The 17,723-nt window shown below is 39.8% G+C and carries 17 protein-coding genes; 3 read left to right on the top strand and 14 right to left on the bottom strand.

The genetic code is table 11. The features are described from left to right. Window positions 1-351 precede the first annotated feature (351 nt). The 13 genes from Q1K78_RS05590 to yceD form a co-directional block, all read right to left on the bottom strand. A complete protein-coding gene (locus Q1K78_RS05590; protein WP_300175283.1) occupies window positions 352-1,122 on the bottom strand; it encodes a YchF/TatD family DNA exonuclease in 771 nt (256 codons plus the stop codon). A 1-nt stretch (window position 1,123) separates the two neighbouring features. Next, window positions 1,124-2,095 carry a DNA polymerase III subunit delta' gene (holB, locus tag Q1K78_RS05585; RefSeq protein ID WP_300175281.1) on the bottom strand — a complete coding sequence of 324 codons (972 nt, stop codon included), beginning with the start codon at window positions 2,093-2,095 and terminating at the stop codon, window positions 1,124-1,126. After that, window positions 2,085-2,717, bottom strand: a complete 633-nt coding sequence (gene tmk, locus Q1K78_RS05580) for a dTMP kinase (protein WP_300175279.1) — start codon at window positions 2,715-2,717, stop codon at window positions 2,085-2,087. The genes holB and tmk overlap by 11 nt, the downstream gene beginning before the upstream one ends. 2 nt (window positions 2,718-2,719) lie before the next feature. Then, a complete protein-coding gene (gene mltG / locus Q1K78_RS05575; RefSeq protein WP_300175277.1) occupies window positions 2,720-3,730 on the bottom strand; it encodes an endolytic transglycosylase MltG in 1,011 nt (336 codons plus the stop codon). Continuing rightward, the gene (gene pabC, locus Q1K78_RS05570; protein WP_300175275.1) at window positions 3,724-4,533 is read right to left on the bottom strand and encodes an aminodeoxychorismate lyase; all 810 of its coding nucleotides are present in this window, start codon (window positions 4,531-4,533) and stop codon (window positions 3,724-3,726) included. Before pabC ends, mltG begins: the two co-directional genes overlap by 7 nt. A gap of 106 nt (window positions 4,534-4,639) precedes the next feature. Continuing rightward, window positions 4,640-5,884, bottom strand: coding sequence for a beta-ketoacyl-ACP synthase II (gene fabF, locus Q1K78_RS05565; RefSeq protein ID WP_300175273.1), 1,245 nt, complete (start codon window positions 5,882-5,884; stop codon window positions 4,640-4,642). Between the two features lie 91 nt (window positions 5,885-5,975). Next, window positions 5,976-6,209: an acyl carrier protein gene (gene acpP / locus Q1K78_RS05560; RefSeq protein ID WP_300175271.1), complete on the bottom strand. Its 234-nt coding sequence runs from the start codon at window positions 6,207-6,209 to the stop codon at window positions 5,976-5,978. Window positions 6,210-6,378: 169 nt separating this feature from the next. Then, on the bottom strand, window positions 6,379-7,113 hold the full coding sequence (fabG, locus tag Q1K78_RS05555) for a 3-oxoacyl-ACP reductase FabG (protein WP_300175349.1): 735 nt from the start codon (window positions 7,111-7,113) through the stop codon (window positions 6,379-6,381). Between the two features lie 19 nt (window positions 7,114-7,132). Next, the gene (gene fabD / locus Q1K78_RS05550) at window positions 7,133-8,056 is read right to left on the bottom strand and encodes an ACP S-malonyltransferase (RefSeq protein ID WP_300175269.1); all 924 of its coding nucleotides are present in this window, start codon (window positions 8,054-8,056) and stop codon (window positions 7,133-7,135) included. Between the two features lie 63 nt (window positions 8,057-8,119). After that, window positions 8,120-9,073, bottom strand: a complete 954-nt coding sequence (locus Q1K78_RS05545) for a beta-ketoacyl-ACP synthase III (RefSeq protein WP_300175267.1) — start codon at window positions 9,071-9,073, stop codon at window positions 8,120-8,122. Window positions 9,074-9,078: 5 nt separating this feature from the next. Further along, window positions 9,079-10,104 carry a phosphate acyltransferase PlsX gene (plsX, locus tag Q1K78_RS05540; RefSeq protein ID WP_300175265.1) on the bottom strand — a complete coding sequence of 342 codons (1,026 nt, stop codon included), beginning with the start codon at window positions 10,102-10,104 and terminating at the stop codon, window positions 9,079-9,081. Window positions 10,105-10,114: 10 nt separating this feature from the next. Continuing rightward, a complete protein-coding gene (rpmF, locus tag Q1K78_RS05535; protein ID WP_300175263.1) occupies window positions 10,115-10,285 on the bottom strand; it encodes a 50S ribosomal protein L32 in 171 nt (56 codons plus the stop codon). 16 nt (window positions 10,286-10,301) lie between these two features. Next, entirely contained in the window at window positions 10,302-10,823 is a 522-nt protein-coding gene (yceD, locus tag Q1K78_RS05530) for a 23S rRNA accumulation protein YceD (protein ID WP_300175261.1), read from the bottom strand. 133 nt (window positions 10,824-10,956) lie between these two features. Here yceD and Q1K78_RS05525 point away from each other — a divergent pair, with 133 nt between their 5' ends. Further along, window positions 10,957-11,538: a nucleoside triphosphate pyrophosphatase gene (locus Q1K78_RS05525; RefSeq protein ID WP_300175259.1), complete on the top strand. Its 582-nt coding sequence runs from the start codon at window positions 10,957-10,959 to the stop codon at window positions 11,536-11,538. A 77-nt stretch (window positions 11,539-11,615) separates the two neighbouring features. Here the strand turns inward: Q1K78_RS05525 and rluC are convergent, their stop codons facing one another. Beyond that, entirely contained in the window at window positions 11,616-12,563 is a 948-nt protein-coding gene (gene rluC / locus Q1K78_RS05520; protein WP_300175258.1) for a 23S rRNA pseudouridine(955/2504/2580) synthase RluC, read from the bottom strand. A 442-nt stretch (window positions 12,564-13,005) separates the two neighbouring features. Between rluC and rne the strand changes: the two genes are divergently transcribed. Beyond that, window positions 13,006-15,984 carry a ribonuclease E gene (gene rne / locus Q1K78_RS05515; RefSeq protein WP_300175256.1) on the top strand — a complete coding sequence of 993 codons (2,979 nt, stop codon included), beginning with the start codon at window positions 13,006-13,008 and terminating at the stop codon, window positions 15,982-15,984. Window positions 15,985-16,158: 174 nt separating this feature from the next. After that, window positions 16,159-17,706 carry a SulP family inorganic anion transporter gene (locus Q1K78_RS05510; protein ID WP_300175254.1) on the top strand — a complete coding sequence of 516 codons (1,548 nt, stop codon included), beginning with the start codon at window positions 16,159-16,161 and terminating at the stop codon, window positions 17,704-17,706. The last annotated feature ends 17 nt before the right edge of the window (window positions 17,707-17,723 follow it).

Here is a 17,723-nt window from a genome sequence, read left to right as displayed (position 1 = left end):
TAAGTAATCATGTCCCTAATCAAACTGTCGCTAAATATAGACCTATGTAAAAACACTTTCTAGCATGTTTTCATTTATTGTTTTAAAACCCTGCAGTGATCACAAAAGCAAGGCGTAGTAAAAGTAACAATAAAAATGCACATTACCCATAACCATTTGATTTAGTTTAAAAAATAGCATTGACCCTAAAAAACAAAATGTTATTTTTAGCAACAAAAATAGATAGCTCAAATAAGACGCACTATTAATCATTTGCTTGCTTAAATTTTGCGATAAAACAGCTTTAAATCAATCATTCAAAAAAAGAGAGGTAAAAACCTCTATTTTGGCTACTTTTCACGCTAAATAAAATTATTTGTTCAAAAAAAGATTTTTAAAGTTATTGGTCGTTACTTGAGCAACTTCTTCGAATGACTTCCCTTTTAATAGCCCAATATATTCTGCAACTTCCCTTACATAAGCAGGCTGATTCTCTTTTCCTCTGAACGGAACCGGAGCCAAATAAGGAGAATCCGTCTCAACCAAAAGACGCTCTAAAGGTAAACGACGCACTACATCTTTTAGTTCAGTGGCTTTATTAAAAGTCACAATGCCTGAAATTGAAATATAGAACCCCAACTCCATCGCCGCTTCTGCGAATGCCCAATCTTCGGTAAAACAGTGGATCACACCACCACATTTATCTGCTTTACCATTTTTTAGAATGGCTAAGGTATCTTCTCGAGCTTGTCGTGTATGTATAATTAGTGGTTTATTATACTCAACCGCCACATCAACTTGCTGCTCAAATAAATCTCGCTGACGCGGTGCACTTTCAGGCTGATAAAAATAATCTAATCCTGTTTCACCAATGGCAATAACACGATCGTTTGCTGCATATTGGCGAAAAAGTGACAATTCAAAATCAGAGTCAACATCTAAAGGATGGATACCACAAGAAGCGTGAACTTCAGGATGATCTTTGATGATTTCCATCATATTTGGAAAAGCATCTAACGTTACGCCAACCGTTAAAAACTGCTCTACACCACGTAGTTTTGCTTTTTCAAGTACATCGGCAACATTGGTATGTAGATCATTGTAATTTAATTTGTCTAAATGGCAGTGTGTATCAACTAACACATTATTCTCCAATAAACTCAAATAACCATTGAGTTAATAATAATTCTTTATTTAATCCTGAATGTGCATTCAATTGTTGTCGCAAAGCATTCAAACTCAAATACTGTTTATAGACAGTATTTGCAGGGATACCTGTCGCTAAACGTTCGATAATCTCTTTTTCATCGCAATGAACCCAGCCGGCAGTGATACCTGATTGTCTCTTTTGAATATCAGATAATAAATAGCTTAGCCAACAAAGGCCTTCATCTTCTAATTTAATCAGACTTTTAACAAGGTCTGCGGTATCACAAAAAGAAGAGCTGACACAGGTATTAAAATAAGACAACAACTGTTGGTGAGCAGCTTGTTTCTTGTCTTGATAGAAACTTTTTACTGCTAATGGTCGGTATCCATTCAATATAATTGATTGCTTACTGACTTTTAGTTTTTCAGTCTCTTCTAACCATTGATCTATAACCTCAGCACTAATCTCCGGTTGATGCCAAAGCTGGCAACGACTTCGAATCGTTGGTAACAACGCATGTGGAGAGCTAGCCAATAAGACAAATTGACAATTTTTCGGCGGCGCTTCTAACGTCTTTAACAGAGCATTTGCCGCTGATTCTGTCATTTTTTCGGCAGGCTCAATAATGATCATGCGTTTGGCATTAAATTGTGATGATTCTAATGCCCATAAATTACATTGTCTGATCTGATCAACAGAGATCGATTTCCCTTCAACTTCAGGTTTTATCCAATGTAAATCGGGATGATTTCCTGACTCAACCAACCCGCAACTATGACAAAATCCACAAGGCTCCGTACCTTGCGTTAGACATAATAATGTATTAGAAAAATACTGAACAAGTTGATCTCGCCCTGTTCCTTCTGGCATTGCGCATAAGATGGCATGAGGCAATCGATCTTTCGCTATCAATTGCTGCCATTGCTGCCAAACACCTTGTTGCCAAGGATACAGTTTAGTTATCATTAGCCACTAACCACGTTTCTAGTACCGTAATAATTGATTGTGTTACCGTTTCCAAATCTTGCCCTGCATCGATAGTAATAATCGAATCATCACTATTAGCAAATTCTAAATAACGCTCACGACTACGCTCAAAGAAATCCAGCTTCATTTGCTCTATTCTATCCAGCTCTCCACGTGCAGACGCACGCTGTAAACCAAGCTTAGGATCAATATCCATATAGATAGTCAAGTCTGGTTTAAAATCACCAAGAACCGTACTTCTCATTGTCGCCATTAAATCACGATCAAAACCACGACCACCACCTTGGTAAGCTTGTGAAGATAAATCATGACGATCACCAACCACCCACTCACCTTTTGCTAATGCTGGCTTAATCACATTACCTACTAACTGCGCTCGTGCAGCGTACAGCAGTAATAATTCAGCCATATCAGTTAATGGCTCATCAGGGTGACCTTGTTTTACAAGCTCGCGCATTTTTTCAGCGAGTGGCGTTCCACCTGGCTCTCTAGTAGTTACTGGTGAAGTAATACCATGCTTAACTAATGTTGCTAATACGTTTTTAATCGCGGTACTTTTACCAGCGCCTTCAAGACCTTCAATTACAATAAATTTAGACATGATTAATTTCTTAAGGTTCTTAGGTAAGCTCTAACTGCTTTGTTATGCTCAACTAAAGATTTAGTGAATTTATGACCGCCAGTGCCATCTGCAACAAAATAAAGGTATCTGCTCGTTTCTGGATGCAATGCCGCTTTAATTGACGCAGGACCAGCCATTGCTATCGGCGTTGGCGGTAAGCCATTAATGGTATACGTATTATAAGCCGTTGGTGTTCGTAAATCTTTTTTACGAATATTGCCATCATACTTATCCCCCATACCATAAATAACGGTAGGGTCAGTTTGCAAACGCATACCACGCTTTAAGCGGTTCACAAATACAGAAGAGACTCGTTCTCTTTCTGAATCTATCGCCGTCTCTTTTTCAATGATAGAAGCTAAGATCAACGCATCATAAGATGATTTTAAAGGTAAGTTTGCTGATTTAGTTTCCCACTCAGTGTCTAATACTGAAATTAATGCATTATGAGAGCGTTCTAGAATATCAAAGTCACTCATCCCTGCCGCATAGTGATACGTTTCAGCTAAGAACAAACCTTCTAATTTAGTGCGTTCAATCCCTAGTTTATCTGCGATTTCTTTTTCTGAAAGATCACTTAATTCATGGTCTAGATAAGGCGCTTGTTCTAATTGTTGTTGCCACTCAGAAAAACGACTGCCTTCAACAAACGTGATTGAAAACTGATGCTCTTTACCTGTTTTTAATTGAGTCAAAACAGATGCAAGTGATTGGTTTGGTTCAACCCAATAAGTCCCCGCTTTTATTTCTGTTAATTGAGGTGATAATCTGTGCGTAAAACGTGCCCATTTTGTATTTGTAACCCAACCATTTTGTTCAAATTGACGAACTAATTTACGATAACTAGTACCGGGTTTTACTTCAATTAATTGAGCCTTGTCCAATGCGACTTGCTGCTCTGTAAATTGATTTGCTTGCTGGTAACTCCAGAATCCGAAACCAGTTGTCCCTATTGCAATCAATAAGACGAGGAATAAAAATTTCTTTAACACGAGTACAATTTCTCCTGAAACCAATGAGTAAACTTATATTGATTGAACTTTGTATGAGCAATCATATTAACAGGTACAACTTCAAATAAAGCATTAGTAATAAAGACTTCGTCTGCGTTCTCTAATTCCGATAACTCGACACTTACTTCCTCTAGCTCTAATTGAAATTCTTTTGCTAGTTGCAGAATGTGCTTCTTCATCACACCTTCAACACCAGAAAATGACAATTTAGGGGTAAAGATTCTACCACCCTTAATCCAAAAAATATTACCTATCGATGTTTCTATTACTTTGTTATTAAGGTCAAGAACAACGGCATCAAAATAAGAGGTTTTTGAAATGTCTTTTTTAATTAAAATTTGCTCTAACCGGTTTAAATGTTTCATTCCAGCAAGAGCTGGTGATGATAAACCAAGTTTAATCGTTGAGACACCTAGTTCTATGCCTTTTTCTTGCCATTGTTCATAGTGAGCTGGATAGTCAAAATCAGAAACAATAACCTGAGTATTCTCGCAGCCTTCAGGTGAGTAGCCTCGACCTCCAGTTCCTCGGCTGACTAAAATTTTAATTCCACCATGAACTACCTTTTTAGCAATCGCATACACTTGATTTTCAAGATGCTGCCAATTAGGCGCTCTAATCCCTAAACAATAAGCAGATGAAATTAACCGCTCTAAGTGCAAAGACCATAGCTGTATCTTACCATTATCTACTTTCATGGTCGTAAAGAAGCCATCACCATACTGAGAACTTCGGTCATTGATCGGCAATGTTTCGGATTCAACTCCATTGACCCAATACATAGATACTCCAAAATAAATAAATAAAAAAGGCGATTTGATATAATATCAAACCGCCTTCAAAATATAACTAACTGAATGAAACTAATTAAGTCTCATAAACAAGTTATTACACTTTCTTAAATATTAACGTACCGTTAGTACCGCCAAAACCGAATGAGTTACAGATAGCATATTCCATACCTGTCACTTTACGAGCGGTGTGTGGTACTAGGTCAATGTCTAGACCTTCTTCAGGATCATCAAGGTTAATCGTTGGTGGAACGATTTGATCAACCAACGACATTGCAGTAATGATCGCTTCAACAGAACCTGCAGCCCCTAATAGGTGACCAGTCATTGATTTTGTTGATGATACTAATACTTGTTTGGTTCCGGCTTCGCCAAGGGCACGTTTAATGCCTTTAATTTCAGCTACATCACCAGCAGGTGTTGAAGTACCGTGAGCGTTCACATAACCAATTTGCTCACCCGTTACACCAGCGTCACGCATTGCTGCTTCCATCGCTAATGCACCGCCAGAACCATCTGGTGTTGGTGATGTCATGTGATAAGCATCGCCGCTCATACCAAAACCCACTAATTCAGCGTAGATTTTAGCGCCACGAGCTTTCGCATGTTCGTATTCTTCAAGAACCATCATGCCAGCCCCATCACCAAGAACAAAACCATCACGGTTTTTATCCCAAGGACGTGAAGCCGCTTGTGGGTTTTCGTTGTTTGTTGATAGTGCTTTAGCTGCACCGAAACCGCCCATACCTAGCTCTGTTGATGCTTTTTCAGCACCACCCGCTAGCATTGCATCAGCATCACCATAAGCGATCATACGTGCAGCATGACCAATATTATGAAGACCTGTCGTACAAGCCGTTGAAATTGCGATATTAGGACCACGTAGTCCGCGCATGATCGACATATGACCAGCGATCATATTAACGATAGTTGAAGGCACGAAAAATGGGCTGATCTTACGAGGGCCTTTTTCTTTAAATGCTTTGTAGCCAGCTTCGATTAAGCCAAGGCCACCGATACCTGAACCAATAGCAGCACCGATACGGTGTGCATTTTCTTCAGTTACTTTAAAACCCGAGTCATCTAATGCCTGAATGCCAGCAGCCACACCGTATTGGATAAATAAATCCATTTTACGAGCGTCTTTTTTAGACATGTACTCTTCAGCATTAAAGTCCTTTACTAGACCTGCAAAACGAGTCGTAAAACCAGTGGTATCAAAGTGCTCGATATTAACGATACCACTTTGGCCTGCTAACAGCGCTTTCCAAGATGCTTCAACAGTGTTACCCACCGGTGTTAGCATACCCATGCCTGTAACTACTACACGACGTTTGGACACGATATAATTCTCCGGAATTAATTGAAATTAGATAGGGATTGTTGCGTATAAAAAACTCAGGCGGTCAAGATGACCGCCTGGAGGGTATTTCTTACTGTGCGCCAGTTACGTAGTCGATAGCAGCTTGAACAGTTGTGATTTTCTCAGCTTCTTCATCTGGAATCTCAGTGTCAAACTCTTCTTCTAAAGCCATTACTAGTTCAACTGTATCTAGTGAATCTGCACCTAGGTCATCAACAAATGATGCTTCGTTTTTAACTTCAGCTTCATCCACACCTAGTTGCTCAATGATGATTTTCTTTACGCGTTCTTCAAGATTGCTCATTTTAATTTTCCTAATTACAGATTTCGCTGATTTGCGATACTTGCTGTATTTTATTCATTAATAAGAAAGTTGCAAGGCTAAGATCGCTGGTCAAACCACGAAATTCGTGATTTTTAGTGCAATTTTAACCCAAAATTGACTTAAGTCACCCTTAAATCAATTTTATAAATTAAACCATGTACATGCCGCCATTCACATGCAGAGTTTCGCCTGTGATGTAAGCTGCTTCTGGAGACGCTAAAAATACAACTGCAGCAGCGATTTCTTTAGGGTCACCTAAACGACCAGCAGGTACAGATGATAGTGTTGCAGCTCGCTGCTCATCATTCAAGGCTTTTGTCATATCAGTTTCGATAAAACCTGGCGCAACAGTATTTACAGTGATACCACGAGAAGCAACTTCACGTGCCATTGATTTAGTAAAACCAATTACACCTGCTTTTGCAGCTGCGTAATTCGTTTGACCCGCATTCCCCATAGTGCCAACAACAGAACCTACGTTGATAATACGGCCATTACGTTTTTTCATCATGCCACGAAGAACTGCTTTAGATAAACGGAAAATAGACGTTAGGTTAGTATCTAAGATATCCATCCATTCGTCATCTTTCATACGCATAAGTAAGTTATCACGAGTAATACCTGCATTATTGACTAGAATATCAATTACACCGAACTCATCATTAATTGTTTTAAGTACTGCTGCAATAGATTCGGCATCAGTAACATTTAATGCAAGACCTTTACCATTCTCACCTAAATATTCACTGATTGCCACCGCACCGTTTTCAGAAGTTGCAGTACCGATAACAGTAGCACCACGAGACACTAATTGCTCAGCAATAGCACGACCGATACCACGGCTAGCGCCAGTAACTAAGGCAATTTTACCTTCTAAATTCATCATTTAATTTTCCCTTTAATTACTTAGCAGCTTCAAGAGAAGCAACGTCATTAACAGCTGCTGCGCTAAGTGATTTAACGATTCGTTTAGTTAAACCAGTAAGAACTTTACCTGGACCAACTTCATATAAGGTTTCTACGCCTTGTTCTGCCATTGTTTCTACCACTTCAGTCCAACGTACTGGGCAGTATAATTGACGAACAAGTGCGTCTTTAATTTTTGCAGGATCCGTTTCAGCAATTACATCAACATTATTAATAACAGGTAATACTGGTGCTGAAAACTCAATGCCTTCTAATGCTACTGCTAGCTTATCAGCCGCAGGTTTCATTAATGCACAATGAGAAGGAACAGATACTGGTAAAGGAAGTGCTCGTTTAGCGCCCGCTTCTTTACATAATGCCCCAGCACGCTCAACTGCATCTTTATTACCAGCAATCACAACTTGGCCTGGTGAATTGAAGTTTACAGGAGAAACAACGTCACCTTGTGCTGCTACTTCACATGCTTTAGCAATAGAATCATTATCTAAACCGATGATAGCAAACATAGCACCAACACCCGCAGGAACCGCTTCTTGCATCAATTGACCGCGTAGTTCAACTAATTTAATTGCTTCTTTAAAGTCAATAACACCGGCACATACAAGTGCTGAGTACTCACCAAGGCTATGCCCAGCTAAAACGGTTGGTTGTATTAAACCTTGCTCTTGCCATACACGCCATAATGCAACAGAGGTTGCTAATAATGCAGGCTGAGTACGGAACGTTTGGTTTAAATCTTCCACAGGACCATTTTGAACCAGTGACCATAAGTCATAACCTAGCGCTTCTGATGCTTCTGCAAAAGTTTGCGTTACAACGTCGTGTTGCTCACCTAATTCAGCAAGCATGCCAATAGCTTGAGAGCCTTGACCTGGGAAAACGATAGCAAAATTGCTCATGAATATTATTTCCTTTAAATAAGCGCTTAAAAAAACCAGGCCAAAAAAACGGCCTATTTCTCACTAAAACTTAACGAGTGCCGAACCCCATGTAAAACCACCACCAAATGCTTCAAGCAATAAGGTTTGGCCACGTTGAATTCGACCATCACGTACCGCTTCATCCAATGCTGTAGGCACTGTCGCAGCAGAAGTATTACCGTGACGATCTAGAGTAACAACAACTTGATCCATCGACATCGACAATTTCTTTGCTGTTGCTTTAATAATTCGTAAATTCGCTTGATGTGGGACTAACCAATCGAGATCTGACTTGTCCATTTGGTTTTTATGGAGCGTTTCTTTAACTAGGTTAGATAGCTGAGTAACGGCAACTTTAAAGACTTCATTACCCGCCATATACAACCATTTATCTGCTTCTTCGTTTTTACGAGAAGGAACAGGTAAAGAAAGTAATTCGCCAAATTTGCCATCAGCATGCAAATGAGTAGAGATAATTCCAGGCTCTTCACTTTGACCAATAACAACCGCGCCTGCACCATCACCAAATAAAATAACTGTTGAACGATCGGTAGGATCACAGGTATGAGAAACGGCATCAGAACCAATAACCAATACATTTTTTGCCATGCCTGTTTTGATGTGCTGATCGGCAACACTCAATGCATAAACAAAACCTGAACAAGCTGCTGATAAATCAAACGCAGGACAACCTTGAATACCTAATAATCCTTGAACTTCACATGCAGCAGATGGAAATGAGTACGTTGGTGTACTTGTCGCTAGAATAATAAGATCGATATCATTCTTATCTATTCCAGCCATTTCGATTGCATTCACAGAAGCAAGGTGACCCATTGTGGCCACTGATTCATTTTCACCAGCAATGCGGCGTTCACTAATACCTGTTCGAGCTAAGATCCACTCATCACTAGTATCGACCATTTTTTCTAAATCCGCGTTTGAGCGAATTTGTGCTGGTAAATAGCTACCAGTACCTAAAATTTTGCTATACATGAAGACTAATAATGCCTCTCGAGTAAAACTGCCTCCAAGCGATCACTAATACGATTAGGTATTTGTCGCTTGACCTCATGAACCGCTTCCTTGATGGCATTGTTAAAGGCAAATATATCTGCACTTCCATGACTCTTAATAACAATGCCACGCAATCCTATCAGACTTGCGCCGTTATACTGGTCGGGGTTCAGCTTTTTTAAGCTAGAAATGACATCACCAAAGAGCCATTTCGCTAAAATTTGTTTAAATTTGGATGTGATCAGGTGTGATTTTAGTTGATCTAAAAATAAATGCGCAACACCTTCACTGGTTTTTAAGCAAACATTACCAACAAACCCATCACACACTACTACATCAACATTGCCTTGATAAAGTTTATCACCTTCAATATAACCGATAAATTCAATATCCTTACACTGGTGTAGCATTTCTGCACATCTTTTTATCTGATCGTTACCTTTAATATCTTCTTCACCAATATTCAATAATGCCACTTTAGCCTTTCGCCCTAATGATTGCTCTGCTAATTCAGAGCCCATTACAGCAAATTGAAATAATGTCTCAGCATCACACGATACGTTAGCGCCAAGATCAAGCATCCAAGTGCGTTGATTGTTTTTTGTTGGTAAAGGACTAATTAATGCAGGGCGTTCAACACCTGGAAGAAGTTTCAAGGTAAAACGAGATAGACCCATTAATGCACCAGTATTTCCAGCGCTAATACACGCATCAGCGTCTTTACTAGCGACTAAATCAATGGCCATTCTCATTGAGCTACCACGACTATGTCGGAGTGCTTTTGAAGGTAGTGTGTTATTGCCTATAACGCTGTCGCTATGTGCAATAGAAAATCGTTGATTGGGGGTATAATTTAGATGTGTTAGCTGTGTAGAAATCGCATGACGATCTCCAACAACAATAATTTTTAGCTCTGGGAATTGCGACAATGCCTGCACGATGGCAGGCACTGTAACTTGGGGACCGAAGTCCCCACCCATCGCATCAATTGCAATGGTTAGCTGCTGCAAAGCTTCAACCTTACTTGTTGATTACCTTGCGGCCACGGTAGTAACCGTCAGCTGTAACATTATGACGAAGGTGAGTTTCGCCACTAGTTGGGTCTACAGACAATGCCATTGTTGTTAGTGCATCATGTGAACGACGCATGCCACGCATTGAACGTGATTTCTTGCTCTTTTGTACGGCCATGGACCCTACTCCTCAATTACTGTTGTTTTAAAGATTTTAAAACATCAAACGGATTCGGTTTCTCTTCCTCTTCAGGAATTTCGCCAAATACCAAATTGTTAGATTTGACCTGACAATCTTTAATGTCATGCATAGCGACTTGCGGCAACGCTAAAATAAACTCATCGGTTACCAACTCAACGAGATCAACTTCACCTACTTCATTTAAATCTACAAACTCATATTCCTCAGGAACAAGAGCTGCCTTCTCTTCGCTTAAAAAAGGCGTACACTTAAATGATACATTTAGGTGGTGTTCAAAATTTTTATTACAGCGTTGACATTCCAACAACACATTGACGCTAGCTTTACCAGAGATAACGGCTAGTCGTTGTTCGTCAACTTTAAATGACATCGTGACTTCAGCATCACTTTTCACATCTTCAGTAGATTCAGCCAAACGCTTTAAAATATCAGATTGGATGATTCCATCGTAGTCTAATCTTCGTTGAGCGTTTTGGATTGCATCAACTGTTCGTGGTAATTTTACCTTTTGCATAGGGCGCGCATCTTATCTTTCTAAAGGCTTAGAGTCAAAGAAAAATGGCAAAAATTATGCTTTTTTTCTTCCCAGTTGCTATTTCAGCAGAGTTCTTAATAATAAACGAAAAGTTTAAGAAGAAGAACCCATTATGCAACCAAAACTCATTCTAGCTTCAACATCGCCGTTCCGCCAGTCGATCTTAGAGAAGATCCAAGTCCCTTTTGATGCAATTTCACCCAACTGTGATGAAAGTCCACAGGAAAATGAATCACCTAACTCATTAGTAACAAGATTAGCAGAACAAAAAGCACGCTCTTGTAATATAAATGATCCTAATTACTTGATCATAGGATCCGATCAGGTTTGTGTTATTAACAATAAAATAATAGGCAAACCACTCACTCGAGAAAGAGCAATTAAGCAACTTCAAGAAGCCAGTGGACAAGTTATTACGTTCTATACTGGTTTATCATTATTAAATACCACTACGATGATTACAGAAACGCTCTGTGAAGAATTTCATGTTCACTTTCGTCAGTTAACCACACAACAAATCGAAAATTACATAGATAAAGAAATGCCTCTGTATTGTGCCGGTAGTTTTAAGTGCGAAGGGTTAGGTATTACTCTATTTAACAAGTTAGAAGGAAAGGATCCAAATACACTTATTGGCCTCCCTCTTATATCACTCATTGATATGCTAGAACGTCAAAATTTTACCGTGTTATAGTGAAAAATAGCACACATAAAAAAGCGATAAGTGTTTGTAACAACACTTATCGCAAAATAAAGTGACATATTAAAAAATTACTTTGTCGTGCGTAAACTGGTTAATACTCTTTCTAATCGTTTTTCCATCGGTGCGTTGATATCCATTAACTCTTCAGTACTTGGATGAGTAAATTTAATATTCGCCGCATGTAAGAAAAGTCGATCAAGACCAAATTGACCCGTATAGGCATCAAATCGTCTATCGCCATAGCGATCATCCCAACCAATTGGGTGACCCGCATGTTGAGCATGCACTCGAATTTGATGAGTACGCCCAGTAATAGGACTTGCTTGAATTAACGTTGCTTGCTCAAACTTTTCTAAAATTTTAAAACGAGTTTCAGAAGGCTTACCGTTTGGATTGACACGAACAATACTGTTCACTTCATTTTTAAGCAAAGGTACATTAACAACTTTACAAGTGCTTTTCCATTGCCCCATAACCAAAGCAAAATAATATTTTTGTACCGTTTTATTTCGGAACTGTTCTTGTAATCGACGTAAAGCCGAACGTTTTTTTGCAATTAGCAAAATACCAGAGGTATCTCTATCAATTCTGTGCACTAGCTCTAAAAAACGGGCATCAGGACGCAAAGCTCGTAATGCTTCAATTGCACCAAACTTTAGACCACTACCACCATGAACAGCCGTACCTGATGGCTTATTCAAGATCAGAAGGTGGTCATCTTCATAAATAATGCAAGTTTCAAGCTCTGAGACTTTAACTAGCTTAACACTAGGTAACTCTGGTGCCGTTGACTCAGGTAGCTTCACTGGAGGGATCCGAACAATATCACCCTCTTGAATTTTGTACTCAGGTTTAATACGTTTTTTATTTACACGAACTTCGCCCTTACGGACAATTCGGTAAATCATGCTTTTTGGTACGTTTTTTAAGCGGGCAAGAAGAAAGTTATCAATTCGCTGCCCTGCAAAATCGTCATCAATCTCGACGAATTGCACTTTAGGTTTATCTTCATTCATTCTCTTATTCTACTGCCTTAATTCTAATTGATGAACCTTTTTTAACTCAGTTTCAAATAATGAAGATTGCTGAGGCTTGATCTGACTGTTATAGTGGGCTTCTGAAATCAGCCCAGATGGCTATTTCTTCACCTTGGTGAGCATAAAAGCACCAACACGAACTAAAAATATACTGCTCGAATGCGGTGATGCAGCAATTGGCGTAAGACATCTACACTGCTTTGAGTTTTTTTGCTTGTTATGCCTAAACCATTTTTTATGTTTTAACGACCGCGAATAATTGCGGATCAGCACTATTTATCGATAGTGTTGATGTGGATTGTGCCCTAGAGCATCCCTGAGTTCCAGCCGTGAGGCTGCACATGTAATCAGCCTTGGGATCTGGCACCATTTGAAATGGATGTGGACAAACAAGCTCGACAATTTGTAATGAGTATTCCTAATGAAAAGAATGTTGATTAACGCAACCCAAAAGGAAGAGTTGCGCGTCGCATTAGTTGATGGCCAACGCCTTTTTGATCTAGATATCGAAAGCCCAGGTCACGAATCTAAAAAAGCTAATATTTATAAAGGTAAAATCACACGTATCGAACCAAGCTTAGAAGCTGCGTTCGTTGATTACGGTGCTGATCGCCACGGTTTCCTTCCCCTTAAGGAAATCGCAAAAGAATATTTCCCTCAAGGCTACACTTATCAAGGTCGTCCAAACATTAAGGACGTTTTGAAAGAAGGCCAAGAAGTTATTGTTCAAGTTGAAAAAGAAGAGCGTGGCAACAAAGGCGCAGCTTTAACAACCTTCATATCTCTTGCCGGTAGCTACCTTGTTCTTATGCCAAATAACCCTCGTGCAGGCGGTATTTCTCGTCGAATCGAAGGTGAAGAACGCACCCAACTAAAAGCAGCACTAAGCACATTAGAACTACCTCAAGGTATGGGTTTAATTGTTCGTACTGCTGGTGTTGGTAAATCTGCTGAAGAACTAGAGTGGGATTTAAACGTACTCCTAAACCATTGGGAAGCGGTTAAACACGCCTCTGAATCAAACCAAGCACCTTTCCTTATTCACCAAGAAAGTAATGTAATTGTTCGCGCAATTCGTGATTACTTACGTCGTGATATTGGCGAAATCTTGATTGATAGCCCAACAATTTTTGATCGTGCTCGTCAGCACATCCAACTTATTCGTCCTGATTTCTTATCTCGCGTTAAATTGTATGAGGGTGAAATACCACTATTTAGTCACTACCAAATTGAAAGTCAGATTGAATCGGCTTTTGAACGAGAAGTACGCTTACCTTCTGGCGGTTCAATTGTTATTGACCCTACAGAAGCACTGACTTCTATTGATATCAACTCTGCTCGTGCTACAAAAGGCAGCGATATCGAAGAAACCGCACTAAACACCAACCTTGAAGCTGCTGATGAAATCGCTCGTCAATTACGTCTTCGTGATTTAGGCGGTCTAGTGGTTATCGACTTCATTGATATGACGCCAGTTCGTCACCAACGTGAAGTAGAAAATCGTATGCGTGAAGCGGTTCGTATGGACCGCGCTCGTGTTCAAATTGGTCGCATTTCTCGCTTTGGTTTATTAGAAATGTCTCGCCAACGCTTAAGCCCATCTTTAGCTGAAGCAAGTCATCACATTTGTCCTCGTTGTACAGGTACGGGTGTTGTTCGTGATAATGAATCTCTAGCACTTTCTGTTTTACGTCTCATTGAAGAAGAGTCTCTAAAAGACAATACAACACAAGTACTTGCTGTTGTTCCTGTTTCAATTGCCTCTTACTTACTGAATGAAAAGCGTCGCTCAGTTCAACACATTGAAAAATACCACAATGTACGCGTAATTATTGTTCCTAACTCTGATATGGAAACTCCACATTTTGAAGTAGTCCGTATCCGTGAGGGCGAAGAGCAAGATATGTTGTCTTACCTTCTTCCTAAGAATTTAGAAGCATTACGTGAAGCAGAAGCAAAAGAAACACCTTCAATGTATTCAGCACCAAAGAAACGCGAAGAACCTGTTCTTCATGGTTTTAGTGCTCCGACACAAGCCGCGCCAGTAGTTAAGGCTCCAGAAGCGAAAACAACTGGAACTGAAGCTTCACTAACAACAGATGAAAAACCAGGTTTAATTAGCCGTTTCTTCTCTGCGATTGCAAACTTCTTCTCTGCATCAGAATCAACGCCTGCTGAACCTGAGAAAAAAGTAGAAGAAGAGAAACCAGCTCAGCCTCAACGTCGTAATCAAAATCGTAATAATGATCGCCGTCGTAATGAGAATGGTCGTAACAATAGAAATCGTAATGATAATCGTCGTAACGGCACTGATAGCCGCAACAATAACGAAAATCGTAATGATAATCGCCGTGATAATAAAACTGAAGATGTATCAATTGCGATAACTAAACCAGTAAAAGCTGTTGATAATAAGCCAACTAAACAACCTAAAGTTCGCAAAGAAATTGCTGAACAAGGTATCCAATTGGCAGCTGAAGCTCTACAGACTCCAGCACCAGAACAAACTTCTGAAAAACCAGTTGAGAAACGCGAAAAAACGGTTCAAATTAAACAACGCCGTCAACCTCGTCAATTGCAGAAAAAAGTTCGCACAGGTAAAGCTGTTGAAGCGGAAATAGAAGTTGCTGTTGAAGTTGCTGCTATCGTAGAAACTCAAGCTCAACCTGCTGCCACTTCTGAAGCAAATACAGAGCGTAAAGAAGGTCAACGTCGTAACCGTCGTTCACCTCGTCATTTACGCGCTAGTGGTCAACGTCGTCGTCGTCGTGATCGCCGTCCTGTAAATCCTGCGCGTTTATTTGCTGGTGTTGCATCGCCTGAAATGGCAATGGGTAAAGTTTATCCTGATTACGCTCGAATCTTAAAGCTAAAATTGGCTAAACAACAACAAGAAAAATTTGTTGATAACGAAACTCAAAATGCACAAGATGAAGCTAACCAAGCTAACTTAGTAAAAGCTATTGTCGTTGGTGGCGTTGCCTTCCCTGAAATGGCGATGGGTAAAGTGTTACTTCCTTATGTTGCAACTCCAGTCGTAGAAGCTCCGGTTACTATTACTGAAGAACCAGCTAAAGTAGAAGCACCTATTGCTATCGAACCAGTTATTGTCGAAGAGAAAGCGGCTCCTATTGAAGTTACACCAGCTGTAGAGCCTGCGCCTATTGTTGAAGTAACAGTAGAAGCTCAGCCTAAAGCTAATATTGTTGCTACTGCAAAAGCACAATATAAAGGTCAAGCTTCTTCAGGAATGACTAAAGCAACCGGCCCAACAGAAATCAAAGAGATTACTGTTACTGCTGCTGCATTTAGAAGTGAACGCTTCGATGCAAGACAAGCAGGCAGCCAAACAGCAACTTCACAAGCAAGTGCTGCAATGGCAAAAACATCTGGTTTATAATTTTTTAGGCTAACGTCTTTAAACAAATAACCATGAATTTAAGCAAGTTACGTTTCGGCGTAACTTGCTTTTTTTATATGAAGTTATTAATAAACATTGAAGTCCATCACGCTTTTCTGTACGATTTGCGCTATACCGTGCTTGAAAAATAACCAAGAAGATATCTAAAAAAATATGTTTGAATTCCCAAAATTCTCTAATCATTCAGTGAAGAATGATGTTCTATCAGGGTTAACCGTTGCGTTAGCTCTAGTCCCTGAAGCTGTTGCTTTCGCCTTTGTTGCTGGTGTTGATCCTATGGTTGGCCTATATGCTGCTTTCATTGTTGGCCTAATTACTTCAATTATTGGTGGTCGCCCAGGAATGATTTCTGGTGCAACTGGTGCAATGGCTGTTGTTATGGTTAGCTTAGTTGCAATGCACGGCGTTCAATACCTTTTTGCCGCTATTTTACTCGCCGGCATTTTACAAATAGCAGCAGGCTTATTTAAATTAGGTAAGTTTATTCGAATTGTTCCACATCCAGTAATGATTGGCTTTGTGAATGGTTTAGCTATTGTGATTTTCCTTGCTCAACTAGGTCAATTTAAAGCCCCTGATGCCTTAGGTAACTTAGATTGGCTGCAAGGCCCTGAAATGATGTTAATGTTAGGTCTTGTTGCGTTAACAATGGCTATCATTCATTTCTTACCAAAACTAACCACCTCGGTTCCTTCTTCATTAGTGGCAATCATTGTCGTTACTGGTTTAGTTCAAGGTTTAGATTTAGATACTCGTACTGTTGTCGATTTCCTACGTACAATGAGTGGTGATGAAGCAGCAACACTAGCAGGTTCACTACCTACTTTTGCGGTTCCAAATGTACCTCTATCTTTAGAGACACTGTACATCATCTTCCCTTATGCTCTTATTCTAGCGGCTATCGGCTTAATTGAATCATTACTAACATTAACGGTAATTGATGAAATGACAGGCACTCGTGGTCAATCTAATCGTGAATGTGTAGGTCAAGGCGTTGCAAACGTAACTTGCTCAGTATTTGGTGCGATGGGTGGTTGTGCGATGATTGGTCAATCTATGATCAACGTTAACTCAGGTGGCCGTGGTCGTTTATCAGGTATTACCGCAGCACTTGCCCTACTTGGTTTTATCTTATTTGCTTCAGGCTTAATTGAGATGATCCCATTAGCAGCATTAGTTGGTGTTATGTTTATGGTAGTTATCGGTACTTTTGAATGGGCAACCTTCAAACTGGCTCGTCGCGTACCAAAACAAGATTTCTTTGTTATTGTATTAGTAACTGTCGTAACGGTACTAACTGACCTTGCGGTAGCCGTTGGTGTTGGTGTTGTCGCTTCTGCACTTATGTTTGCATGGCAACACGCAAAACACATCTATTCAACCAACTCAATGACTGATATCGGTTCTAAAGTATACGAAATCAATGGCCCAATATTCTTTGGCTCTGCGGCTAACTTCTTAGAACTATTTGATGTAGAAAATGATCCGAAAGACATCATTATTGATTTTGCTACTTCTCGCGTTGTTGACCACTCAGCAATAGAAGCGATTGATACAATTGCTGACCGTTATTCTAAAGCGGGTAAAAAAGTACATCTTCATCATCTAAGCCAAGATTGCCACGCTTTACTCAATAAAGCAGGAAGCTTAGTAGAAATTAATGTTCAAGAAGATCCTATCTATAAAGTTGTAAGCCAATAATTAAGCCTATTACGCAA

The organism is uncultured Aliivibrio sp. (genome assembly GCF_946479765.1).
GTDB lineage: Bacteria > Pseudomonadota > Gammaproteobacteria > Enterobacterales > Vibrionaceae > Aliivibrio.
This window is presented reverse-complemented; position numbering and strand designations above follow the sequence as displayed.